20 protein-coding genes are annotated in these 21,339 nt (G+C 63.4%); 12 read left to right on the top strand and 8 right to left on the bottom strand.

All coding sequences use genetic code 11. The annotated features are described in order from the left end of the window. Positions 1-15: 15 nt before the first annotated feature. Both KUA23_RS18375 and KUA23_RS18370 read right to left on the bottom strand, forming a co-directional pair. Entirely contained in the window at positions 16-795 is a 780-nt protein-coding gene (locus tag KUA23_RS18375) for a TIM barrel protein (RefSeq protein ID WP_252992583.1), read from the bottom strand. Beyond that, entirely contained in the window at positions 792-1,796 is a 1,005-nt protein-coding gene (locus tag KUA23_RS18370; protein ID WP_078049081.1) for a Gfo/Idh/MocA family oxidoreductase, read from the bottom strand. The genes KUA23_RS18375 and KUA23_RS18370 overlap by 4 nt, the downstream gene beginning before the upstream one ends. A 184-nt stretch (positions 1,797-1,980) precedes the next feature. Here KUA23_RS18370 and KUA23_RS18365 point away from each other — a divergent pair, with 184 nt between their 5' ends. Continuing rightward, the gene (locus tag KUA23_RS18365) at positions 1,981-3,942 is read left to right on the top strand and encodes a sigma-54 interaction domain-containing protein (protein WP_252992582.1); all 1,962 of its coding nucleotides are present in this window, start codon (positions 1,981-1,983) and stop codon (positions 3,940-3,942) included. A 197-nt stretch (positions 3,943-4,139) separates the two neighbouring features. Here KUA23_RS18365 and rtcR read toward each other — a convergent pair whose 3' ends face one another. After that, entirely contained in the window at positions 4,140-5,720 is a 1,581-nt protein-coding gene (gene rtcR, locus KUA23_RS18360) for an RNA repair transcriptional activator RtcR (protein WP_252992581.1), read from the bottom strand. 213 nt (positions 5,721-5,933) lie between these two features. On the opposite strand from rtcR, the gene KUA23_RS18355 reads away from it, so the two are divergent. From KUA23_RS18355 to rtcA, 3 genes are read left to right on the top strand one after another with little or no spacing between them, the layout of a single operon-like run. Beyond that, positions 5,934-7,160 (top strand): RtcB family protein, encoded by a 1,227-nt coding sequence (locus tag KUA23_RS18355; RefSeq protein ID WP_099491864.1) that lies wholly within the window; start codon positions 5,934-5,936, stop codon positions 7,158-7,160. A gap of 13 nt (positions 7,161-7,173) precedes the next feature. After that, positions 7,174-7,962, top strand: a complete 789-nt coding sequence (locus KUA23_RS18350) for a nucleotidyltransferase domain-containing protein (protein WP_099491863.1) — start codon at positions 7,174-7,176, stop codon at positions 7,960-7,962. A gap of 8 nt (positions 7,963-7,970) precedes the next feature. After that, positions 7,971-8,996 (top strand): RNA 3'-terminal phosphate cyclase, encoded by a 1,026-nt coding sequence (gene rtcA, locus KUA23_RS18345; protein ID WP_252992580.1) that lies wholly within the window; start codon positions 7,971-7,973, stop codon positions 8,994-8,996. On the opposite strand, the gene KUA23_RS18340 is transcribed toward rtcA, so the two are convergent. Then, the gene (locus KUA23_RS18340) at positions 8,993-10,036 is read right to left on the bottom strand and encodes a LacI family DNA-binding transcriptional regulator (RefSeq protein ID WP_214496737.1); all 1,044 of its coding nucleotides are present in this window, start codon (positions 10,034-10,036) and stop codon (positions 8,993-8,995) included. The two genes, rtcA and KUA23_RS18340, sit on opposite strands and share 4 nt — an antisense overlap. Before the next feature lie 162 nt (positions 10,037-10,198). Here KUA23_RS18340 and KUA23_RS18335 point away from each other — a divergent pair, with 162 nt between their 5' ends. The 4 genes from KUA23_RS18335 to KUA23_RS18320 all read left to right on the top strand — a co-directional run bounded on the left by KUA23_RS18335 (position 10,199) and on the right by KUA23_RS18320 (position 13,769). Further along, on the top strand, positions 10,199-11,284 hold the full coding sequence (locus KUA23_RS18335; protein ID WP_252992579.1) for a fatty acid desaturase family protein: 1,086 nt from the start codon (positions 10,199-10,201) through the stop codon (positions 11,282-11,284). Between the two features lie 136 nt (positions 11,285-11,420). Beyond that, positions 11,421-11,741, top strand: a complete 321-nt coding sequence (locus tag KUA23_RS18330; RefSeq protein ID WP_099491859.1) for a MocE family 2Fe-2S type ferredoxin — start codon at positions 11,421-11,423, stop codon at positions 11,739-11,741. A gap of 2 nt (positions 11,742-11,743) precedes the next feature. Then, positions 11,744-12,943: an NAD(P)/FAD-dependent oxidoreductase gene (locus KUA23_RS18325; protein WP_078049072.1), complete on the top strand. Its 1,200-nt coding sequence runs from the start codon at positions 11,744-11,746 to the stop codon at positions 12,941-12,943. Between the two features lies 1 nt (position 12,944). Beyond that, entirely contained in the window at positions 12,945-13,769 is an 825-nt protein-coding gene (locus tag KUA23_RS18320; RefSeq protein WP_100490375.1) for a sugar phosphate isomerase/epimerase family protein, read from the top strand. Positions 13,770-13,808: 39 nt separating this feature from the next. Here the strand turns inward: KUA23_RS18320 and KUA23_RS18315 are convergent, their stop codons facing one another. Beyond that, positions 13,809-14,681: an undecaprenyl-diphosphate phosphatase gene (locus tag KUA23_RS18315; protein ID WP_252992578.1), complete on the bottom strand. Its 873-nt coding sequence runs from the start codon at positions 14,679-14,681 to the stop codon at positions 13,809-13,811. Between the two features lie 179 nt (positions 14,682-14,860). Here KUA23_RS18315 and KUA23_RS18310 point away from each other — a divergent pair, with 179 nt between their 5' ends. After that, positions 14,861-15,367, top strand: a complete 507-nt coding sequence (locus KUA23_RS18310; protein ID WP_252992577.1) for a GNAT family N-acetyltransferase — start codon at positions 14,861-14,863, stop codon at positions 15,365-15,367. Here KUA23_RS18310 and KUA23_RS18305 read toward each other — a convergent pair. Beyond that, positions 15,345-16,289: a GlxA family transcriptional regulator gene (locus KUA23_RS18305; RefSeq protein ID WP_078049068.1), complete on the bottom strand. Its 945-nt coding sequence runs from the start codon at positions 16,287-16,289 to the stop codon at positions 15,345-15,347. The genes KUA23_RS18310 and KUA23_RS18305 overlap by 23 nt on opposite strands. A gap of 173 nt (positions 16,290-16,462) precedes the next feature. On the opposite strand from KUA23_RS18305, the gene KUA23_RS18300 reads away from it, so the two are divergent. From KUA23_RS18300 to KUA23_RS18290, 3 genes are all read left to right on the top strand, one after another. After that, the gene (locus tag KUA23_RS18300; protein ID WP_252992576.1) at positions 16,463-17,092 is read left to right on the top strand and encodes a TetR/AcrR family transcriptional regulator; all 630 of its coding nucleotides are present in this window, start codon (positions 16,463-16,465) and stop codon (positions 17,090-17,092) included. After that, a complete protein-coding gene (locus KUA23_RS18295; protein ID WP_099491853.1) occupies positions 17,089-17,766 on the top strand; it encodes a type 1 glutamine amidotransferase domain-containing protein in 678 nt (225 codons plus the stop codon). The genes KUA23_RS18300 and KUA23_RS18295 overlap by 4 nt, the downstream gene beginning before the upstream one ends. Before the next feature lie 78 nt (positions 17,767-17,844). Continuing rightward, positions 17,845-18,969 (top strand): alkene reductase, encoded by a 1,125-nt coding sequence (locus KUA23_RS18290; protein WP_252992575.1) that lies wholly within the window; start codon positions 17,845-17,847, stop codon positions 18,967-18,969. Positions 18,970-19,090: 121 nt separating this feature from the next. Here KUA23_RS18290 and KUA23_RS18285 read toward each other — a convergent pair whose 3' ends face one another. Beyond that, positions 19,091-20,089 carry an NAD(P)H-quinone oxidoreductase gene (locus KUA23_RS18285; protein WP_078049064.1) on the bottom strand — a complete coding sequence of 333 codons (999 nt, stop codon included), beginning with the start codon at positions 20,087-20,089 and terminating at the stop codon, positions 19,091-19,093. Further along, on the bottom strand, positions 20,086-21,318 hold the full coding sequence (locus tag KUA23_RS18280; RefSeq protein WP_252992574.1) for a YbfB/YjiJ family MFS transporter: 1,233 nt from the start codon (positions 21,316-21,318) through the stop codon (positions 20,086-20,088). The genes KUA23_RS18285 and KUA23_RS18280 overlap by 4 nt, the downstream gene beginning before the upstream one ends. Positions 21,319-21,339 lie beyond the last annotated feature (21 nt).

Below are 21,339 nucleotides of genomic sequence, written 5' to 3'. Positions count from 1 at the left end.
GTGATCCTTTTATTGTTATAGGGTGAACGCCTGGCGGAAACGCGCCAGGGCCAGCTCGCTGTCGCCGCTGGCCCAGCCTTCCAGGCCGACCACGCCGCTGTAGCCTATGGCGTGCAAGGCTTTGGCGACGGCCGGGTAGTGGATCTCGCCAGTGCCGGGCTCCTGGCGTCCCGGCACGTCGGCTACCTGGATTTCGCCGATGTGGGGGCCGGCGCGCTGGATCAGTTCGATCAAATTTCCTTCGCCGATCTGCGCGTGGTACAGGTCCAAATTCATCTTCAGGTACGGGCTGCCCACGGCCTCGATCAGCGCCAGGGTGTCGTCGGCGCGGGCGAACGGGGTGCCGGGGTGGTCAACTGCTGTGTTGAGGTTTTCCAGCAGGAACACACGGCCGGCGTCTTCCCCCAAGCGGGCGATTTTTTCCAGGGTCTTGCAGGCGCTCAGCCACATGCGTCCGGTGGTCTGGCTCACCGGTTGTACGGGCAGGCCGCCTTCACCCAGGCCGGTGCCGTGCAGGTTGAGGCTGGGGCAATTCAGTCGTTCGGCGACCCCTAAGGATTCGCGGGCGCTGTCGAGCAGTTGGCGGATACCGCCGGGGTCGGTGAGGGTACCGCTGATGTAGCCGGTCATGGAGGTGAAGTCGGCGCCGGTAGCGACCAGGGCGGCGATGTCCTTGTCTGTCCAGTTCCAGATTTCGGCACTGAAGCCCAGCGCATGAATGCGCTGTACGCGCTCGACAAAGGGCAGGTCGAGAAACACCATCTCCGCGCTGACGGCCAGCTTGAAGGGGCTCATACGGCCACCGCCTTGCCGGTTTCGAATGACTCGATGCAGGCGCGGGCAATCGCCAATGCCGCACGCGCGTCTTCGCCACTGGCCAGGGGCTTGGCGCCGCTGCGCAGGCAGTCGACGAAGTGGTTGAGCTCGGCGATATAGGCGTCGCGCAACAGGTCGGTGTCCAGGCGCTGGGTGTCGGCCTGGATGCCCTGGGCCAGGTAGCGCACCAGGTCGGAATCGTTGAGGCTGCCCATGCTGAGCATGCCGGCGCTGCCGAACACCTCGCCGCGCACGTCGTAGCCATACACCGCCTGGAAGTTGGCCTCGGCGGTGGCGATGGCGCCGTTGTCGAAGCGGATCGCGACCACGGCGGTGTCGAGGAAGCCTTTGCTTTTGTATTCGGGCGCGATCAATGCGTCGGCCATCACGTAGACCTGCACCGCCTCCGCGCCAGGGTTGAGGTAGCGCAGGGTGTCGAAGTCGTGGATCAGGGTTTCCAGGAAGATCACCCATTGCGGCGACTTGGCCGGGTTGTTCAGTGCCGGGTCGCGGGTCAGCGAGCGCAGCAACTGCGGGGTGCCGATGCGGCCGGCGGCGACATCGAGGTGCGCGGTGCGAAAGCTCTTGGCGAAGCGCCGGTTGAACCCGACTTGCAGCGGCACTCGCGCATCGGCCGCGGCAGCGATAGCGCGGTCGGCTTCATCGAGGGTGATGGCCATGGGTTTTTCGCAGAAGATGCCCTTGCCGGCGCGGGCGGCGCTGATCACCAGCTCTGCGTGGCTGCGGGCGGGAGCGGCGATCAACACGCCATCGATGTCCGGGTCGTCGAGCAACTGCTGCGGGTCGGTGTAGACCTTGCTCACGCCCAGTTCAGCGGCGAGGCGGGCGGCCTGGCCTGGCGTCGGGTCGGCAATCGCTGCCAGGCTGGCACCGGGGATATGCCGCGCGGCGGTCAGGCCGTGGAAGCTGCCCATGCGGCCGGCACCGATCAAGCCCAGGCGGATGTTCTGTGTACTCATGAAATAACCCCTTGTTGTTATTGGCCGCAGGACAGTCCTGATGGCAAAGGGGTGAGAGCAAGGCGTGTGCCATTTTTTAACGTGTTGATAAATAACGATTAATAATTATCTATAAACAAAAAGTGTTCATTCTAATGACATGCCTATACTGACATGTCAAAAACATGAACATGGATATCACCCAATGAGCATGGCCTTCAGTGTGCAAGACCTCGACTACCTGACGACCCTGGGGCCTGCGGCGCTGAATGACGGCCCGGTGGCCGCGCTGGAGCAGGCCTGGCGCGATTGCCTGGCTGGTCAGGTCGAGCGCCCGGCGCCCGTGCGCCAAGTGATCTGGGATTCGTGGCGGCGCAGCGTCGAGGCCGGTATTGATCCAGCCGACAACGCGTACCGCTTTGTCGCCGCCGACACGCTGACCGCCACCCTGGCCACCCACCGCGTGCTGATCGCCGCCGCCGCGCAAGTCATGCACGGCTTGCTGGCCTATAACCCGCGCGGCCATATCAACCTCACCGATGCCGACGGCATCACCCTGTATTTCTGTGGCCTGGACATCACCCCGGTGGGCAGCCGCCTGCTGGAGTCGGTGCAAGGCACCAACTGCACCGGCCTGGCCCTGGCCGAAGACCGCCTGGTGTACGTGCTGGCCGAGGAAAACTTCGGCATCGGCCTGCGCCAGCGCCGCATGCATTGCGCCGCCGCGCCGATCAGGAATGCCCAAGGCCGCACCGTGGCGATGCTGACCCTCACCGCCGAGCCTGGCTGGTTTCACTTCCATACCCTCGGCACGGTGCAGGCGGCCGCCGAAGCGGTGTCGCGGCAGATGGCGTTGCAGGCGTTGCTGGAGGAGCAGCAAGCGGTGCTCGAAGTCCTCAACGAAGGCCTGGTGGTGCTGGACGAGCGCGGCTGCATCAAGGCGCTCAACCGCTATGCCCGGCAGTTGTTCGGCGTAGGGCTGGAGCTGGTCGGGCGACCTTTCCAGCACCTGGGTCGTAGTGAGTTGAGCGACGTCCTTGGCGAGCCGGTGCGTGATCTCGATTGCACCTTCCACCTGGCTAACCGGGGCCAACTCGCCTGCCTGGTGTCGGTGTGCCCGCTGGAGCAGGGCGGGGTGATCGTGTCGCTGCGCGAAAACCGCCGCATCCGCGAAATCACCCGGCGCCTGATCGGCACCCAGGCCAGCTATACATTTGAAACCATCCAGGGCAACTCCCGAGCCATCCACGACGCCCTGCACCTGGGGCGTATCGCCAGTCGCAGCGACTCCACCACCCTGATCCTCGGCGAAAGTGGCACCGGCAAAGAGCTGTTCGCCCAGGCCATCCACAACGGCAGCGACCGCCAAAAAGGCCCTTTCGTGGCGGTCAACTGCGGGGCGATCCCCCGTGACCTGGTGCAAAGCGAACTGTTCGGCCATGTCGAAGGCGCGTTCACCGGCGCCACCCGTGGTGGTTCGGCGGGCAAGTTCGAGCTGGCGGACGGTGGCACCATTTTTCTGGATGAGATCGGCGATATGTCCTTCGATGCCCAGGTCAGCCTGTTGCGGGTCTTGCAGGAGGGGGAGATCACCCGCGTCGGCGCGAAAAACTCACGGCAAGTGGACGTGCGCATCATCGCCGCCACCCACCGCAACCTCAGCCAGGCCGTGGCACAAGGCGCGTTTCGCGAAGACCTCTACTACCGCCTCAACGTGCTCAACCTGACCGTGCCGCCCCTGCGCATGCGCCGCGAAGACATTCCGTTGCTGGCACGGCACTTCCTGGCGCGCTGTGCACGCTCGTTGCGTAAGTCGGTGCAGGGCTTTTCGCCGGAGGCGATGGCATTGCTGTCGGCCTATGGCTGGCCGGGCAATGTGCGGGAGTTGGAAAACAGTATTGAGCGGGCGACCAACCTGGCGATGGGCGAGCTGATTCAGCCTGCCGATCTGCCGATGGAAACCAAGCAGCACACCCCGTTGCGCGCCTATGAGCCGCAACCCGCCCAGGACTTGAGCAGCCACGAAATGCACGCCATCGTCGCCGCACTCCAGAACACCGGCGGCAACATCCGCCTGGCCGCCCGGCAACTGAACGTGTCGCGGGGCGGGCTGTACAACAAAATGAGCCGGTTCGGGCTGAGTGCCAGCGATTTTCGCGGCGCCTGAGGCCAAAGGTGGGAGGGGGCTTGCCCCGATAGCAGAGAGTCAGCCAAGGAAATTCAGACTGACCCGCCGCTATCGGGAGCAAGTCCTCTGCCACATTGTTTAAACGTGTTTCATGCGCTCGATAGAGCGTTCCACCCTGGTCTTGGCAATCTCCAGCACATGCCACTCACTGCCCGCTAGCTGGCGGTATAGCAGGCCTAAGGCTTCAACTGCTTCCAATCAATGGCAAAGCGCGCCAGGTACTTTCGCAGGCGGTCCGCGTCATTGGGTTGTGCCTTGGCCTGGCGCGAAACCCCGAACAGTCGTCGGCCGGCGTCCGAAAGGCTGTCGGATTGCAGGCACACGTCGATCACCGCCTTGAGTTGCAGCTGGTCGAACAGGTCCAGATCGACCGGCAGCAGTGCATGGGTTTCGGTCAGCCCCCAGGCGTAGCGCAGGCGCTGGATTTCCTCTTCGACCTGGGCTTCATCGATACGCCCGCTGTCGGCCAGGGTGGCCATGCGCGTGATGGACGCCGACAGCTCGCGAAAGTTGCCGAGCCATGCCGCTTCGCTGGAACAGGCGAACGCCAGGTAGCGGCGGCGCGCCTCCAGGTTGAAACGCACGCGACGACCTTGTTCGCGGGCGTGGCGCTCCAGTTCGAAATCGATATTGGGTTCGATGTCTTGACGCCGTCCTGCCAGGCCTGGCAGGTCGAAGGTCCACAGGTTGATGCGCGCATACAGGTCTTCGCGAAACAGCCCATCGGCCACGCGCCCGCGCAGGTCGCGGTGGGTGCCGGCGATGATCAGGAAGTCGCTGGCCACTTCACGGTCGGCACCCATGGGGTAGAAGCGTTTTTCTTCGATGGCCTTGAGCAGCATCGCCTGTTCATCCAGGCCCAGTTCGCCGATCTCATCAAGGAACAACATGCCGCCATCCGCCGCGCGCAGCAGGCCGTCACGGGCGTTTTGCGCGCCGGTGAAGGCGCCCTTGGTGTGCCCGAACAAAGCCGACATTGCGCCATCGCCACGCAAGGTGGCGCAGTTGACTTCGACAAAGCGCCCCTGCACCTGGTGGCGGCTGCGCTTGAGTTCGTAAATGCGCCGGGCGAGGAAGGATTTGCCTGCGCCGGTGGGGCCGATCAGCAGCATGGGCGCGGTGGAGCGCACGGCCACGCGCTCGATCTGTTCGATGGAAGCATTGAACGCACTGTTGCGCGTGGCGATCCCGGACTTGAGGAAGGCCAGGCCTTCCAGGCGTTGGTGGGCGAAGCGCGAGGCGATGCGGTCGTAGCGCGACAGGTCGAGATCGATCAAGGTGTGGGTGCCGGTGGCGGGAGCGGTGTCGTCCCGGCGGCGACTGGGGGCTGTCTGGATCAGGCGCGCCGGCAGGTTGCGCGCCTCGGTAAGCAGGAACCAGCAAATCTGTGCCACATGGGTGCCGGTGGTGATGTGGACCAGGTAGTCCTCACGGTCGGTGTCGAAGGTGTAGCCGGCGGTGAAGTCGTGCAGCGCGCCGTAGACCTCTTCGAAATCCCAGGGATCATTCAGTGGCATGGGGTGCAGGCGCACCTCGGTAGTGGGCGAGATCTGCTGGATGTCGGCGCATACCCGCTCGGCCAGGCTGATGTCACGGGCGTCAATGTCGTGGATCAGCTCCAGGCGATCGACCTGCAGGTCCTCTTGCTGGCACAGGCCGACACTGGGGCGCCAGTGATTCCAGCGGTTGGCGCCCTTGCCAACGCGGTCCAGCTTGGACCCGATAAACCCGATGGCGACCGTGCGCTTGTGTTTCATGACTAGACCAAAATATAAGTGGCGATATACAAGGATATGAACGCGGTAGCGCCCTTGTCATCGATTTTTAACGTCACGCAGCAGCATCATGAAAAATAACGATATAAAACAATGAGATAAAATTTTTTGTCGCGGTAGGAATAAACCTGGCACGCCCGCTGCTATCTCTCAGCCAACGCCGCACTGCCGGCTTTCAAGAAAAGAATCGAGATCATGCAAGAGAACACCTACCAACTGCTGGAAGTCGCCAACGGCAAGCCGATCAAACTCTGGACCCAGGGCGTGCCTGTGGAGCCCGAGGCGCGCAAGCAACTGATGAACACCGCCCAGATGCCGTTCATTTTCAAGCACCTTGCGGTGATGCCGGATGTGCATTTGGGCAAGGGCTCGACCATCGGCAGCGTGATCCCCACCGTGGGCGCGATCATCCCGGCGGCAGTGGGCGTGGATATCGGCTGCGGCATGATCGCTGCGCGTACGACGTTGATGGCCAGCGACTTGCCCGACAACCTCCACGGCCTGCGTTGCGCCATTGAGGCAGCGGTGCCCCATGGCCGTACCCACAGCCGCAAGGGTCGCGACAAAGGCGCGTGGGAACAGGTGCCGGCCCAGGCCGATCAGGTGTGGTCGGCGTTGCACCCACGCTTCAAGGCGATCACCGACAAGTACCCGCAACTGGAGCGCAGCAACAACCGCCAACACCTTGGCACCCTGGGTAGCGGCAACCACTTCGTCGAGGTGTGCCTGGATGAAGCCAACCGCGTCTGGTTCATGTTGCACAGCGGGTCGCGTGGCGTGGGGAACGCCATTGGCAACCTGTTTATCCAACTGGCCCAGGCCGACATGCGCCAACACCTGGCCAACCTGCCGGACCGTGACCTGGCGTATTTCGAAGAGGGCAGCCAGCACTTCGATGATTATGTGGAAGCGGTGGGCTGGGCCCAGGATTTTGCCCGGCAGAACCGTGAGTTGATGATGCGTGCGGTGGTCCAGGCCACGCGCCAGGTGATCAGCAAACCGTTTGAAGTGGCGCTGGAGGCCGTGAACTGTCATCACAACTACGTGCAGAAAGAGCGGCACTTCGGCGAAGAAATCCTGGTCACGCGTAAAGGCGCAGTGTCGGCCAAGAAAGGCGAGCTGGGGATCATCCCAGGCTCCATGGGCGCTAAAAGCTTCATCGTGCGTGGGCTGGGTAACGAAGAGTCGTTCTGTTCCTGCAGCCATGGCGCTGGCCGCACCATGAGCCGCACCAAGGCGAAGAATACGTTCACGCTGGCTGACCAGATCCGCGCCACCGCCCATGTGGAGTGCCGCAAGGATGCCGATGTGATCGACGAAATTCCGATGGCCTACAAGGACATCGACCAGGTTATGCATGCCCAGCGCGAGCTGGTGGAAGTGCTGCACACCTTGCGCCAGGTGGTGTGCGTCAAAGGATAAGAGGGGAATCAAGATGCAAAAGGATGAACGCCACCCATTGAGCGACGCCATGCGCGCGCGGGTGCTGCTGGAGCTGGAGCGCATAGAGCGCGAACGCAATGTCAGCGTGCTGTATGCCTGCGAGTCCGGCAGCCGGGCCTGGGGGTTTGCTTCCACCGACAGCGACTACGACGTGCGCTTTGTCTACGTGGAAAAACCTGACTGGTTCATGCAGGTGGATGCGCCGCGCGATGTCATCGAGCGTCCGCTGGATGATGAATTGGACGTGAGTGGCTGGGAGTTGCGCAAGACGCTGGGCCTGTTGCGCAAATCCAACCCCACGTTGCTGGAATGGCTGGACTCGCCGCTGGTGTATCGCCAGCAGGTCGACGCCACCGTGCAACTGCGCGCCCTGGCCGAGACGTTCTACAGCCCGCCGGCGGCGCGCAATCATTACCTGTCGATGGCCCGGAAAAATTTCCGCGGCTACCTGCAAGGCGACACGGTGCGGTTCAAAAAGTACTTCTACGTGCTGCGACCTTTGCTGGCAGTGCGCTGGATCGACCTGGGGCTGGGCCGGCCGCCGATGACGTTCGCTGATTTGTTGAGCACGGTGGATGACGCGCAATTACTCGATGAAGTCTCGACCCTGCTGGCGCTGAAACGCAATGCCGGGGAAGCGGCGTACGGGCCTCGGCGCCCGGCGCTGCACGCGTACATACAACGTGAATTGGAACGCGGCGCACCGGTGTTGCCACGCACCCATGCAGACTCCCGACAACTGGACCACTACCTGCGGGATACGGTCAAACGCTTTGCTTAAGGATGACGATGAAACAGGACGTGATTGAACTCGATGGGGCCATTGGTGGTGGCCAGGTGCTGCGCAGTGGCCTGAGCCTGTCGATGGTGACCGGGCGGCCCCTGCGGATCAAAAACATTCGCGCCAAGCGCAGTCGGCCGGGCTTGATGCGTCAACACCTGACCGCTGTGCTGGCGGCGGCGCAAGTCTGTGGTGCCCAGGTGCACGGTGCGCAATTGGGCTCGCAGTCCCTGGTGTTCGAGCCTGGTCCGATCCAAGGGGGCGAATACCGCTTTTCCATCGGCACGGCCGGCAGTTGCACCCTGGTGTTACAGACTTTGCTGCCGGCATTGCTGCGCGCCCCCACGGCCAGTCGCGTGACGATCTGTGGCGGCACCCATAACCCACTGGCACCGCCGGTGGACTTTCTGCAGCGTGCCTGGCTCCCGCTGTTGCGGCGCATGGGCGCGCGTATCGAATTGAGCTTGAACCGGCATGGGTTTGTGCCCGCAGGCGGCGGCGAGCTGGAGGTCTATATCCAGCCCGGCGAACTGGCGCCGTTGCAGTTGATGCAGCGCGGCAAGTTGCTCGAAGCCCGCGCGATAACGCTGAACGCCGGGTTGCCTGCTCAGGTGAGCGAGCGCGAGTTCAAGCGCGTGCGCCAGCGCTTGTCGTTCGACGACAGCCAGTGGCTCCCGATTGAGGTCGACCCCGCGCAAGGACCGGGCAACGTGCTGATGCTGGAGTATGTCCACGAGCACGTCACCGAAGTGTTCAGCGCGTTCGGCCTGGCCAACGTGCGTGCCGAGACCGTGGCCGACCAGGCCATCGACCAAGCCATGGAGTGGCGGGGGACCGACGCGGCGGTGGGTGAGCACCTGGCTGACCAGTTGCTGTTGCCGATGGCATTGGCTGGCGGTGGTCGTTTCACCACGCCACATATGAGCGACCATCTGCACAGCAACATGCAGGTGATCCAACGCTTCCTGCCTGTGGTGATCGAGAGCCACGTGCTGGAGGAGGGCGGTTTGAAAATCGAGTGCCGCGCCCGCTAGAGGTTCTCCGACGTGACAATGTGCGGCGGTATATACACCCGCTGCCGCACCGGATCGAACCCCTCAGCGCCCTGCAATTGCACCATCAACTGCACCAGTGCGGTCGCCGTGTGCCGTGGCTGTGAATCCATCACCACATCAATCACCCCCTCGCGCAACGCCTGGCGTGACAGCTCGGTGGACTCCTGCAAGATGCAACACAGTGCCGGGCGCTTGGGCAATTGCGCCAGGGCGCTGATGATGCCGTCCCCGCCACCGCCCACCACGCACAGGCCGCGCAGCTCGCTGTGGCGGCTGATCAGGTCGAGGGTGGCTTCTTCGGTGATGTCGCAGTTGTCGAGGTTGATCAACGGCTCCAACGGCTTAAGCCCTGGCGCGTGCTCGGCCAGGTAACTGTGCAGGCCTTCGACCCGCGCCTGGTGGCCGAGAAACCGATGGCCGCCGAGCAGGATGCCCACGCTGCCTTTGCGCGCGCCGCAGGTGCGGGCGAGCAGCCAGCCCATGGTGCGGCCGACCACATGGTTGTCCTGGCCGACGTAGGGTTCTTCGGCCTGTTCGTGGATATCCGAGAGCAGGGCAACCACGGGTACACCGGCTTCGCGGATCTGCTTGAGGCAGGCGTTGATCAGCGGATGGGCAAAGCTGACCACCGCGAGGCCATCGCATTGCACGGCCAGTTGTTCGATCTGCGCGACAATGGCGCTGGGCGTGCGATCGACGATGTACTCGAACTGGCACGTCAGGTTGGCACCGGCATGCTGCTCGGCGGCGGCGCTGATCGCCTGCGCCAGGCTGGCATAGAACGCCTGGGCGGTCGCCAGCAACAGGATGCCGAAGCGATAGGTTGGCCGGCGTTCGCGGATACGCTGGCCGATCAACCGCGCCGCGAAATACCCCACGGCTTCGGCCGCCTGGAACACCTGCTCGGCGGTCTCTGGATTGACCGGCGCGCGTGCATTCAACACGCGGTCGACGGTGGCCACGCTGAGCCCCGCATGGGCGGCAACGGTGGCGATGGTTGGGCGTTTATGGTTGTTCATGACAGGCCCCTTGAGCGTCTTGATAGAAAACTATCAAGCCCCGCTGGGCCTGGATGATAGCTTGATAGGGAATGGATTCAAGGCCTTGAGGGGGAATTACCCGTTCTCTATGGTGGGTTTCACATAGCACCAGCAACCACCCGCTTGTGGAGAACAATAACAATGCCTGAACACACTGCTCCTATCACGCGTCGCGACTACAGCCTCACCGGCCCCGAAGCCGCCCGCGCCTTTGAGAAAGGCCTGGTCTCGGCCAGTTGGTACCAATCCCCGATCTCGCGTAAGCGCATGAAAGAACTGATGCAACGCCGCGACAGCCCGGCCCTGCTCGACACCGCTATTTGGGTGAGCGCGCTGTTTGCCGCCGGTGTTGGTGGCTGCTGGTTCTGGGGCACCTGGGCCTGTGTGCCGTTCTTCCTCGCCTATGGCGTGCTCTACGGCACCGCGTCCAACCCGCGCTGGCATGAAACCGGCCACGGCACCGCGTTCAAGACCCGCTGGATGAACGACGTGCTCTATCAGGTCGCCAGCTTCATGTGCATCTTCGAACCCCACGTATGGCGCTGGAGCCATGCCCGTCACCACACCGACACCATCGTGGTCGGCCGCGACCCGGAGATCGTCGAGCCGCGTCCGCCAAGCTTCTTGATGATGTTCTTGAGCCTGTTCAACCTGCCTCTGGCCTGGAAAACCTTCAGCGGTGTGGCGCGGCATGCCGTTGGCAAGGTGAGTGCCCAGGAGGCGGACTTCATTCCCGAATCCGAATGGCCCAAGGTGTTTCGCGCGGCACGGATCTGGGTTGGTATTTATGCGGTGGTGATTGGCACCGCGTTGTACCTGCACAGCTGGCTGCCGCTGATGCTGATGGGTCTGCCGAGCCTCTACGGTGCCTGGCTCGGCTATATCTTCGGCCTTACCCAGCACGTCGGCCTGGCGGAAGACGTGCTGGACCACCGCAGCAACTGCCGCACTATCTACATGAACCGCGTGCTGCGCTTTATCTACATGGACATGAACTACCACCTCGAACACCACATGTACCCAATGGTGCCTTACCACGCCCTGGCGCAATTGCACGAAGAAATCCGCAGCGACTGCCCGCCGCCGTACGCCAACCTGTTCGAGGCGTACAAGGAGATCTTGCCGACGATCTGGAAGCAGCGCAGCGACCCGACCTACTTCATCCAGCGCCCGACCCACTGTAGTGAGCGAGCTTGCTCGCGCTGGGGTGCGCAGCAGCCCCAGTAAACCCACCGCGTTCTTTCAGACAAAACTGTGCCGCCGATTTTGGGGCTGCTTGGCTGCCCAGCGTGACGGTGCGACGGTTCGACAAGCTCGCTCACCACAAGGTGGGCAAGTCGTCAGATAATTGGAGATAAACACCATGAACGATCAATGGATCGACGTCTGCGCCGTGGGCGAAATAGACGAGGAAGACGTGCTGCGCTTCGACCACGGCGCGCACACCTACGCGGTGTATCGCTCGGCCGAGAATGAATTCTTCGCCACTGCCGGCCTGTGCACGCACGAGAAAATCCACCTGGCCGACGGCCTGGTGATGGACCATGTGATCGAGTGTCCCAAGCACAACGGGCGCTTTGACTACCGCTCGGGCAAGGCCCTCGGCGCGCCGGTGTGCGTCAACCTCAAGACCTACCCGGTGCGGGTCGAAGCGGGGCGAGTATTGCTCGCCGTCACGGCGTGATGATGAACGCCCCCCTGATCATCGTCGGCGCCGGCCATGCCGGTGGCCGTGCGGCGCTGACCTTGCGCGAAGAAGGTTATGCCGGGCGCCTGATCCTGATCGGCGACGAACCGCACTTGCCCTACGAGCGGCCGCCGCTGTCCAAGGGCGTGTTGCAGGGCACGGCGGACCTGGCTGGCTGCAGCCTGTGCGACAGCGCGCGGCTGGCCGAGCTGGGCATCGAGCATATCGCCGGTAACCCGGTGACGCAGTTGCAGCCGCAGCAGCATCGCCTGCAACTCGCCGACGGCCAGTGGCTGCGGTACGCAGGCCTGTTGCTGGCCACTGGCGGCCGGGCGCGCCGCTTGCCCCAGGAGCAGGCCCATGTGCTTTACCTGCGCACCCATGATGAGGCGCTGGCCCTGCGCAGTGCGCTGAAGGCAGGTACGCGGCTGGTGGTGGTCGGTGGTGGCTTTATCGGCCTGGAAGTGGCAGCGACGGCACGTGGCCTGGGCTGCGAGGTGACACTGCTCGAAGCCGGTCCGCGCCTGGCGGGGCGGGTGTTGCCGCCGGTCATCAGCGAGGCGCTGCTGGCGCTGCATCGTCAGCATGGGGTCGACGTGCGCTTGAATGTGGCCTTGGAATCCATCCAGGCCGACGCCGTGTGGCTGGTCGACGGGCAACGCTTGCCCTGCGACCTTGTGGTGGTTGGCATCGGCATGCAACCCAATACCGAATTGGCCGCAGCGGCGGGGTTGGAAGTGGGGCAGGGCATTCGCGTCGATAGCCACCTGCGCACCAGCGCGCCGGGCATTTATGCCGCCGGTGACGTGTGCGAGTTTCGCCTGGGTGGCGACTACCAGCGCCAGGAAACCTGGCGCAACGCCGAGGCCCAGGGGCGGCATGCGGCGCTGAACCTGCTCGGTCGCGACGTGCCGTTCGAGGCACTCCCCGGGTTCTGGTCCGACCAGTACGACTGGGGCTTGCAGACCGTGGGTGTGATGACGCCCCTGACGGTCAGTCGCCCATTGGCGAGCGGTGGCGTGCTGCTGTTCTACCTGGATGCCGATCAGCGCTTGCACGGTGCCTGCGGCTGGGCGCCAGGCAACAGCGTGGCCAAGGACATCAAGCTGTGCGAGCGCCTGATCAGCGCACACTTGTCGCTGGCCCCCGCCAGCCTGGCCGACCCCGAGCTGTCCCTCAAATACTTGCTGCGAGGCTGATATGCGTCAATTTCTGGTGTTCCAATCCCTGTGGGCCATGCAAACCGAGCCCGGTTCGCTCGATGCCCAACTCGACCGCATCAAGGCCGCCGGTTTTGACGGCATTACCGACCATTACTTCAAGCCCGCCGACGTCGCGCGTTTGCACGCCGCCGCCACGGCCAGGGGCCTGCAGGTCGAAGGCCAGTTGTTCCCGCAAACGGTGGACGACCTGGCGGCAGCGCTGGATGTGATCAGCGGCTACGGCTGCCACCACCTCACCCTGCAAGCCGATGTGCGCCCGCGTACCCAATCCGAAGCGGCCCGATTGGTCGAAGGCTGGCAGCGCCTGGCCGAGCAGGTGGACTTTCCGGTGCTGCTGGAAACCCACCGTTATCGACTCACCAATGACCTGCTGTTCACCCTCGACCTGCTGTCACAGATGCCCGACCTGAAACTGCTGGCCGACCTGTCCCACTACGTGGTCGGGCGTGAGCTGCCGGAGCCGGGCGCCGCTGAAGACGATCAACAGATCCAGACGATTTTGCGCCACAGCTGGGGTTTCCACGGTCGTGTCGCCAGCAGCGAGCAGGTGCAGGTCTCCCTGGACTTCCCCCAACACCAAGCCTGGGTACAGCGTTTTACCCAATGGTGGCGCTACGGGATCGAGGACTGGCTGGCCCGGCCCGACACACCGCAAAGCCTGTCCTTCACCTGTGAACTCGGCCCTCCGCCTTATGCGATCACCGGTGCCGACGGCCGCGAGATCAGCGATCGCTGGAGCGAAGCGCTCAAGCTCCAGACGCTGATTCGCCAAGTGTGGCAAGACTGCCAGGCCACCCGTTGACCCTGTAGGAGCCGGCTTGCCAATACCTACAGGACGGGGTCAGTTCAGCAGGCCGGTACTCACCGCCACGATCAGGAAAATCCCCAGCAGCGCGCGGTAGATCACGAACGGCCAGGTGGAGAACCGCTCCAGGAACTTCATCAGCCCCCAGATCGCAAAAAATGCCGAGACGCTCGCCACCACCAAACCGAACAGCAAATGCGGCCAGGCGTGCACCGGCAGGTCGGCATGCAGCAGCACCCACAGCTCCTTCAGGCCGGCGAGGGCGATGGCCGGCAGGCCCAGCAGGAAGGAGAACCGCGCGGCTTCCTCACGCTTGAAGTTCAGGAACAGCGCGGCGGTGAGGGTTGAACCGGAACGCGAGACGCCAGGAATCAGCGCGCCAATCTGCGCAACCCCCACAATCAACGCATCCCGCAGGCGCATTTCACCCATCTCCCGGGTGTGGCGTGCGCGCACTTCGGCCACGGCCAACAGCACCGCCATCACCACGCAGGAAATGCCGATCACCATCAGCCCCCGCAACGGCGAGTTGCAGGCATTCAAGGTCGACGACAGCGCCAGGCCGGCGATCCCGATCGGCACGGTCGCCAGCACAATCGCCACGGCCAGCTTGAACCACGGGTCGTTGTAGTCACTTCGACACACTGCGCCGATGCTGCCGGTGGTCACTTGGCGCACGTCGCGCCAGAAATAACTGACCACCGCCGCCAGCGCCGCCAACTGCATGGCCGCCGAAAACGCCGAGCCCGGATCTTGCCAGCCGAGCAGGGCGGGTACTACGCGCATATGGGCGGTGGACGACACCGGCAACAGTTCGGTAATGCCCTGGATCACGCCCAGGATGAAGATCTGCAGATAATCCAGGGAGGCAAAACCGACATCCAGGCCGGCGGAACAGACGTTGCTCACAATACGTGTCCTTGAAAAAGGGGAGGCAATTTCGCGGAGTTTATTCGAAATGTTTCAGGGTTTCGGGGGAGGCAACACCTATTTGCAATCGGTTCAGCAAGTAGAAAGGTTGGCGACGCTATTGGACTGTCCCCGCGTTTTGTGAACAATGTCGCCCTGCATTCCTGACCGAGAGCCCCATGCCTGAAACCACCGTCGAACTGATCCAGACCGGCCCGGAGCACGCCGAGCTGATCCGCAATCTCTACCAGTATTACGCTTATGAGTCGTCGGACTGGGAGCAGGAAGATGTCGAGGCGGACGGCCGCTTCTACATCCATGACGAACACCTGGCCCGTTACTGGCAGGACCCGCAATGGAGCGCCAACCTGCTGCTGGTCGATGGTTATATCGCCGGCTTCCTGCTGATCGAAGGCAGCGAACTGCCGGGCATCGACGCCTTGGAGCTGGCCGACCTGTTCATCCTCAAGCGCTACCGCCGCAAAGGCATCGGCCGCGCCATCGCCAGCCAGGTGCTGTGCAGTGGCGACGCCAATTGGCTGGTGCGCTTCTATGACCAGGACGAAGTGTCCCAAGCGTTCTGGCGCTCGGTGCTGGATAACCTGCCACGCCCGGTGCAGACAATTGAGCTGGACGATGAACCGCAGTTGGTGAGTTACCTGATTACGCGGGCAGCGTTGCATTAAAGGCTTGCTGCATCACCTGCGGCGGCTGCCCGAACGCCCTTAAAAACGCCTGGCGCATGCGCTCGCGATCACCAAACCCGGTTTCGCGGGCCACCACTTCAACCGGGTGACGACTGGTTTCCATCATCGCCCGGGCGGCTTCCACCCGCAGGGATTCGATGGCCTTGGCCGGCGTTTGCCCGGTCTCTTCACGGAACACCCGGCTGAACTGGCGCGGGCTGAGCCGGGCGACATCGGCCAGGGCTTCCACCGAAAGGTCGTGGGTCAGGTTCTCGCGGGCGTAGGCCAGGGCCAGTTGTACGCGGTCCGATTTTGGGTCCAGTTCCAACAACGCCGACAACTGCGATTGCTCACTGCCGCGCCGTTGGGCGATCACCAGTTTGCGCGCTATGCGCCGGGCCAGGTCGCTGCCCAGGTCGTTCTCCACCATGGCCAGGGCCAGGTCCACGCCGGCACTCATGCCGGCGCCTGTCCATACCTGGCCGTCGACGATAAACAGCTTGTCTTCCTCCAGGCGAATGTCTGGGTAGCGCTTGCGAAAGGCCGGGGCGTGAATCCAGTGGGTGGTGGTGCGCTTGCCTGCCAGCAGGCCGGCTTCGGCCAACACGAAGATGCCCATGCACAAGGAGGCCACGCGCCGCGACTGGGCGGAGGCGGCCTTGACCAGTTCGAGCAGGTTGGCTTCCGGCAGGCGGAATTCCAGGTAGCCACTGACGATGAGGGTGTCGTAGCCCTCCGGCCGGATCGGCGTGGTGTTCACCGAGAAGCCCTGTGACGTCATCACCGCGCCGCCACTCTCCGACACCAAGTGAAACTCATAGGCCGGCTCGCCGCGCAGCAGGTTCGCGCACTCGAACACCGACCCCAGGCTGAGGCTCAGGGACTGGAAGTTCGGGTAAACCATCAGCGCAACGCTGTGCATCGTCATTCTCCAAGGGGCGCGGGAGAGGGGATTGTCGGCGTGTGCCGGGTAAACGGCAACTGCCTTCGCGGCATGTCCGGAATCCTTGCGGATCTGACATTGTGCGCGATTGCCCCGACTCCTAACATTCCCTCAACGAACTAGACGACTGGTCTAATCGGACGGGATGAAGCATGAGCAACGAAACCAAAAGTGCAAGGCAGACCATTCTCGATACCGCGCAACGTATTGTCGGTCGCAAAGGATTTTCTGCGGTGGGCCTGAACGAAATACTGCAAGCCGCCGAAGTACCCAAAGGTTCGTTTTATCACTACTTCACCTCCAAAGATGCGTTCGGCGTTGTATTGCTCGACCACTATTTCGACAACTACGTGCACGGCATGCAACAACTGTTCGACCAGCCGGGCTTAACCCAGCACGCCAAGTTGATGCGTTATTGGGACTGCTGGATCGACAACCAGACCGGCTGCACCGACGCGGGCAAATGCCTTGCCGTCAAACTCGGCGCTGAGGTGTCAGACCTTTCAGAGCCGATGCGCCTGGCCCTGCAACGCGGCACCGCACGCACCATCGGCTTGCTCGCCGAGGCTTTGCAACAGGGCGTCGACGACGGTTCGGTCGTCATTGCGCAACACCCCGAAAGCCTGGCCCGGCGCCTGTATGCGTTGTGGCTGGGGACCAGCGTCATGAGCAAGATCACCCGTACTACGGCGCCTTTTGACGAGGCGCTGGGGTTGACCCGGCAGTTGTTGGGTTGGCCTGAACAGACTGACAACTCCACTTATCGAGGCACTGGAAAATGAAAGTATTAATGGTACTGACCTCTCACGACCAGCTCGGCGATACCGGGCGCAAGACCGGCTTTTGGCTCGAAGAGTTTGCCGCCCCCTATTACGCGTTCAAGGACGCCGGTGCCGAGGTGGTGCTGGCTTCTCCTGCCGGCGGCCAGCCGCCCCTGGACCCGGTGAGCGACCAGCCGGACTTCCAGACCGAACAGACCCACCGCTTCGCCGCCGACCCGGCTGCGCAGCAGGCCCTGGCGACCACGCTGAAGCTCGATTCGGTCAACGCCGATGACTTCGACACCGTGTTCTACCCAGGCGGCCACGGCCCGCTGTGGGACCTGGCGGAGTCGCCGGTGTCGATCGCCCTGATCGAGTCCTTCGAGCGCGCTGGCAAGCCGATCGGTTTCGTCTGCCACGCACCGGGCGCCTTGCGTCATGTCAAGGCGGTCAACGGCGACCCGTTGGTCAAGGGCCGTCGCGTCACCGGGTTCTCCAACTCGGAAGAAGCGGCAGTGGAACTGACCAATGTGGTGCCGTTCCTGGTGGAAGATGAGTTCAAGAAGTTGGGTGGCCTTTATGAGAAAGGCGCTGATTGGCAATCCTTTGTCATCACCGATGGCTTGCTGGTCACCGGGCAAAACCCTGGCAGTTCCAGTGATGTCGCCAAAGCCCTGCTGACACTCACCGCTTAATTAACTGACCGCTTGATGCATTGGTGACTTTTATAAGTCGCCAATGCTTTAGCGCGCCCGCTATTTGGAAATGATTCAATGAATGAGCCTATTTTAAGTACTCCGGTAAAACTGGGGCACCACACGCTGAACAACCGTATTGTGCTGCCGCCGTTGACACGCCAGCGCAGTGCGCAACCGGGCGATATCGCCACCGACTTGATGGCCGAGTACTACCGCCAGCGCGCGAGTGCCGGTTTCATGGTCAGCGAGGGCACACAGATTGAACCGCGTGGCCAGGGCTATGCCTGGACGCCAGGTATCTACTCCCCGGCGCAGATCGACGGCTGGCGCAAGGTCACCGAGGCGGTGCATGCCGAAGGCGGGGTGATCTTCGCCCAACTGTGGCACGTTGGCCGGGTGTCCCATAACGCCTTGCAGCCAGACGGCGCGGCACCTGTCGCACCCTCGGCACTCCAGGCGCTACAGGCCAAGGCCTTCATCGAAACCGCGCCGGGCGAGGGGGAGCTGAAGCAACCGCCAGTGCCGCGTGCCTTGACCATCCTGGAGATCGAGGAACTGGTCGGGCACTACGCCCAGGCCGCACGCAATGCACTGGATGCCGGGTTCGACGGGGTGGAGATCCATTCGGCGAATGGTTACCTGGTCAACCAGTTCATCTCGGCCCACGCCAACCAGCGTGATGACGAATACGGTGGCTCGCTGCACAACCGCCTGCGCTTTCTGCGCGAGATCGTCGAAGCCGTGAGCGCGGTGGTCGGGCCTGAGCGGCTGGGGGTGCGTTTCTCACCGCTGTTCAGCGGCACTGATCAGGACCGGGTGTATATCGGCCTGGTGGAAGACGATCCGCATCACACCTACGTCGAAGCGATCAAGGTGCTGGAAGAGTCGGGCATCGCCTATGTGTCCATTGCCGAAGCAGACTGGGACAACGCCCCAGTGTTGCCCGAATCGTTCCGCCGCGCGGTGCGCGACACGTTCAGCGGGCGCATCATCTACGCCGGTCGCTACACCGCTGAGCGCGGTGCCGGTCTGGTCGAAGCCGGGCTGGCGGACTTGATCGCGTTCGGGCGGCCGTTCATAGCCAACCCGGACTTGCCACAGCGGTTGTTCAACGGGTGGCCGTTGAATCCGCTGCGGGTGGAAGGGATGTACGGCGGTGGTGCAGAGGGCTATATCGACTACCCGGTGTACGCCCAATAGCCAGGCAACGCTGATCAAGGTGGGAGCTGGCTTGCCTGCGATGCTGGCACCTCGGTGTAGGAGTCAGACCGCGGCGATGCTATCGCAGGCAAGCCAGCTCCCACGCAAGCCAGCCCCTGTGTTACTCCACGCGCAGCACGATCTTGCCAATGTGATCACCGCCCTCCATCCGCGCATGGGCCTGGGCGGCGTCGGTGTATTCGTACACCTTGTCAATGATCGGCAGGCAACGCCCGGCGGCCAGCACCGGCCACACGTATTCGCGCAGTTGTTCGGCAATCGCGGCCTTTTCTTCCCGGGTGCGTGCACGCAACAGCGAGCCGGTAATCACCGCCCGTTTGCCAAGGATGCTCAGCAGGTCGACGTCGTTGGCCTTGCCGCCACCGAGGAAGCCCAGCATCACCAGGTGACCGTCCATGGCCAGGGACTTGATGTTGTTGTTCAAGTAGGAGGCGCCCATGATGTCGAGGATCACGTTCACGCCCTTGTCGCCGGTCCGCTTGGCGATGACCTCGGCAAAGTCCTGCTCGCGATAATTGATCGGCTCGGCGCCCAGCTTGGCAATCGCGGCACACTTGTCGGCACTGCCGGCGGTGGCGAAGGCCTGGATGCCAAATTCGCGGCACAGCATCAGGGCGGTGGTGCCGATGCCGCTCGTACCGCCGTGGATCAGCACGCGCTGGCCTTTGTGCGCACCGCCGAGGCCGAACAGGTTGGCCCACACGGTAAAGAAGGTCTCCGGCACGGCGGCGGCTTGAATCCAGTCCATGCCCTCCGGGATCGGCAGGGCCTGGCTGGCCGGTACGCTGCAGAACTGCGCGTAGCCGCCGCCATTGGTCAGGGCGCAGACCTTGTCGCCGACGACGTACTCGCTCACGCCATCGCCCAGGGCGACCACTTCGCCGGCCACTTCCAGGCCTGGGATCGGGCTCATGCCGGGTTTCATCGGGTACTTGCCGGCGCGCTGCAGGGCGTCTGGGCGGTTGACCCCGGCGGCATGCACGCGGATCAGGATTTCGCCAGGGCCTGCGACCGGCACATCGGCGCGGCGCGGTTGCAGCACTTCAGGTGCGCCGGGGGTGGTGATTTCAATCAGGGTCATTTCTTTAGGAAGCGTCATTTCAAAGTACCTGCAGCGATGAGCGTATGGGTTGGGACCGTGTCGAGCGGTCGACGGTTCAGCACAATCATGCCCAGTTCAAGGGCGAGTGCGACCACGATCGCGCCGGCGGCGATCAGGAACAGCAGCACATGTTGGCCGCCGCTGCTGTTGAACAGGGCTGAATAGGCAAACCCGGACAGCGCCTGGAACGTTGCAAAGGACACGGTGGCGCGGCTCCAGGCCACTTGTTGCTGGTGATGGTTGGGCAGCAGTTCATGCACCCGTGCCAGGGCCAGCGGCACGATGCCCGGTGGGAAGGAACCCAGGAGCACCGCCAGCACTGCCAGGGCGGTAAAGGAGCCGGCCACCGGCAACAGGCCCACCGCAATTGCCTGCACCACCAGCACCACGCGGATACTCAAGCGCGCGCCGAGTTTGTCGGCGAGGAACCCGTAGCTCACCGGGCCCACAATCGCGCCCAGGCCGTACATCACCCAGATCATCGCGCCAGTGTGTGCACCGGCACCCAGGCCACGGGCCACGTAGTCGACTAGGAACACCATTGCCGGCACCAGGCCCGCCGCCATAAAGGCGTACTGGGCGAACAGCAGGTACACGCCGGATGGCATCCGCGCTGAAGTGCCCGTGGGGGCCGGTGCTTCCTGCAGCGTACCGGTGGGCCAGGCGAACCAGCTGGCCGCCGTCAACACCAATGCCAACAGGCCCAGGCCAAACCAGGTCTGCTGCAAGCCCAGGCTCAACAGCGGCGGCACGAGCGTACCGGAGCCGGCAATGCCCAGGCCGATGCCCAGGAAAATCGCGCCACTGGCCAGGCCCCGACGGGCAGCCGGCACGTGGGGCAGCACGGTGGCGGCCACCAGCACCATGATCGCGCCGCCGGCAATCCCCGACAGCAGGCGCCAGGCGAAGAACCACACCACCGACAGCGCAAAGCCACAGGCGAAGAACGCCAGGGTCACCGCGACCATCATGATGCGCAGGGCAGTCTTGTTCGAGGTGCGCTGGGCGATGGGCCGGCCGATCAGCGCACCGATCAGGTAGCCCACCAGGTTAGCGGCGCCGAGATAGACCACGTCATTGGCGGAAAACCATTGGGCCTGGATCAGCGTTGGAATCAGTGGCGTATAGGCGAAGCGCGCCAGGCCAATGCTGACCAGGCTGGCACACAGGCCGGCGAAGATCGGCAGCCAGACCGCGCTGCGGGATGAAACAGGGGTGTCGAGCATGATGGCGGTCCTCAAGGTTTT

Source organism: Pseudomonas pergaminensis, assembly GCF_024112395.2.
Lineage (GTDB): Bacteria > Pseudomonadota > Gammaproteobacteria > Pseudomonadales > Pseudomonadaceae > Aquipseudomonas > Aquipseudomonas pergaminensis.
This window is presented reverse-complemented; position numbering and strand designations above follow the sequence as displayed.

What these genes read in the sequence shown, in the direction of transcription:
- KUA23_RS18375 (WP_252992583.1), bottom strand. Translation starts at nt 795, where the DNA reads ATGAGCCCCTTCAAGCTGGCCGTCAGCGCGGAGATGGTGTTTCTCGAC.
- KUA23_RS18370 (WP_078049081.1), bottom strand. Translation starts at nt 1,796, where the DNA reads ATGAGTACACAGAACATCCGCCTGGGCTTGATCGGTGCCGGCCGCATG.
- KUA23_RS18365 (WP_252992582.1), top strand. Translation starts at nt 1,981, where the DNA reads ATGAGCATGGCCTTCAGTGTGCAAGACCTCGACTACCTGACGACCCTG.
- rtcR (WP_252992581.1), bottom strand. Translation starts at nt 5,720, where the DNA reads ATGAAACACAAGCGCACGGTCGCCATCGGGTTTATCGGGTCCAAGCTG.
- KUA23_RS18355 (WP_099491864.1), top strand. Translation starts at nt 5,934, where the DNA reads ATGCAAGAGAACACCTACCAACTGCTGGAAGTCGCCAACGGCAAGCCG.
- KUA23_RS18350 (WP_099491863.1), top strand. Translation starts at nt 7,174, where the DNA reads ATGCAAAAGGATGAACGCCACCCATTGAGCGACGCCATGCGCGCGCGG.
- rtcA (WP_252992580.1), top strand. Translation starts at nt 7,971, where the DNA reads ATGAAACAGGACGTGATTGAACTCGATGGGGCCATTGGTGGTGGCCAG.
- KUA23_RS18340 (WP_214496737.1), bottom strand. Translation starts at nt 10,036, where the DNA reads ATGAACAACCATAAACGCCCAACCATCGCCACCGTTGCCGCCCATGCG.
- KUA23_RS18335 (WP_252992579.1), top strand. Translation starts at nt 10,199, where the DNA reads ATGCCTGAACACACTGCTCCTATCACGCGTCGCGACTACAGCCTCACC.
- KUA23_RS18330 (WP_099491859.1), top strand. Translation starts at nt 11,421, where the DNA reads ATGAACGATCAATGGATCGACGTCTGCGCCGTGGGCGAAATAGACGAG.
- KUA23_RS18325 (WP_078049072.1), top strand. Translation starts at nt 11,744, where the DNA reads ATGAACGCCCCCCTGATCATCGTCGGCGCCGGCCATGCCGGTGGCCGT.
- KUA23_RS18320 (WP_100490375.1), top strand. Translation starts at nt 12,945, where the DNA reads ATGCGTCAATTTCTGGTGTTCCAATCCCTGTGGGCCATGCAAACCGAG.
- KUA23_RS18310 (WP_252992577.1), top strand. Translation starts at nt 14,861, where the DNA reads ATGCCTGAAACCACCGTCGAACTGATCCAGACCGGCCCGGAGCACGCC.
- KUA23_RS18305 (WP_078049068.1), bottom strand. Translation starts at nt 16,289, where the DNA reads ATGCACAGCGTTGCGCTGATGGTTTACCCGAACTTCCAGTCCCTGAGC.
- KUA23_RS18300 (WP_252992576.1), top strand. Translation starts at nt 16,463, where the DNA reads ATGAGCAACGAAACCAAAAGTGCAAGGCAGACCATTCTCGATACCGCG.
- KUA23_RS18295 (WP_099491853.1), top strand. Translation starts at nt 17,089, where the DNA reads ATGAAAGTATTAATGGTACTGACCTCTCACGACCAGCTCGGCGATACC.
- KUA23_RS18290 (WP_252992575.1), top strand. Translation starts at nt 17,845, where the DNA reads ATGAATGAGCCTATTTTAAGTACTCCGGTAAAACTGGGGCACCACACG.
- KUA23_RS18285 (WP_078049064.1), bottom strand. Translation starts at nt 20,089, where the DNA reads ATGACGCTTCCTAAAGAAATGACCCTGATTGAAATCACCACCCCCGGC.
- KUA23_RS18280 (WP_252992574.1), bottom strand. Translation starts at nt 21,318, where the DNA reads ATGCTCGACACCCCTGTTTCATCCCGCAGCGCGGTCTGGCTGCCGATC.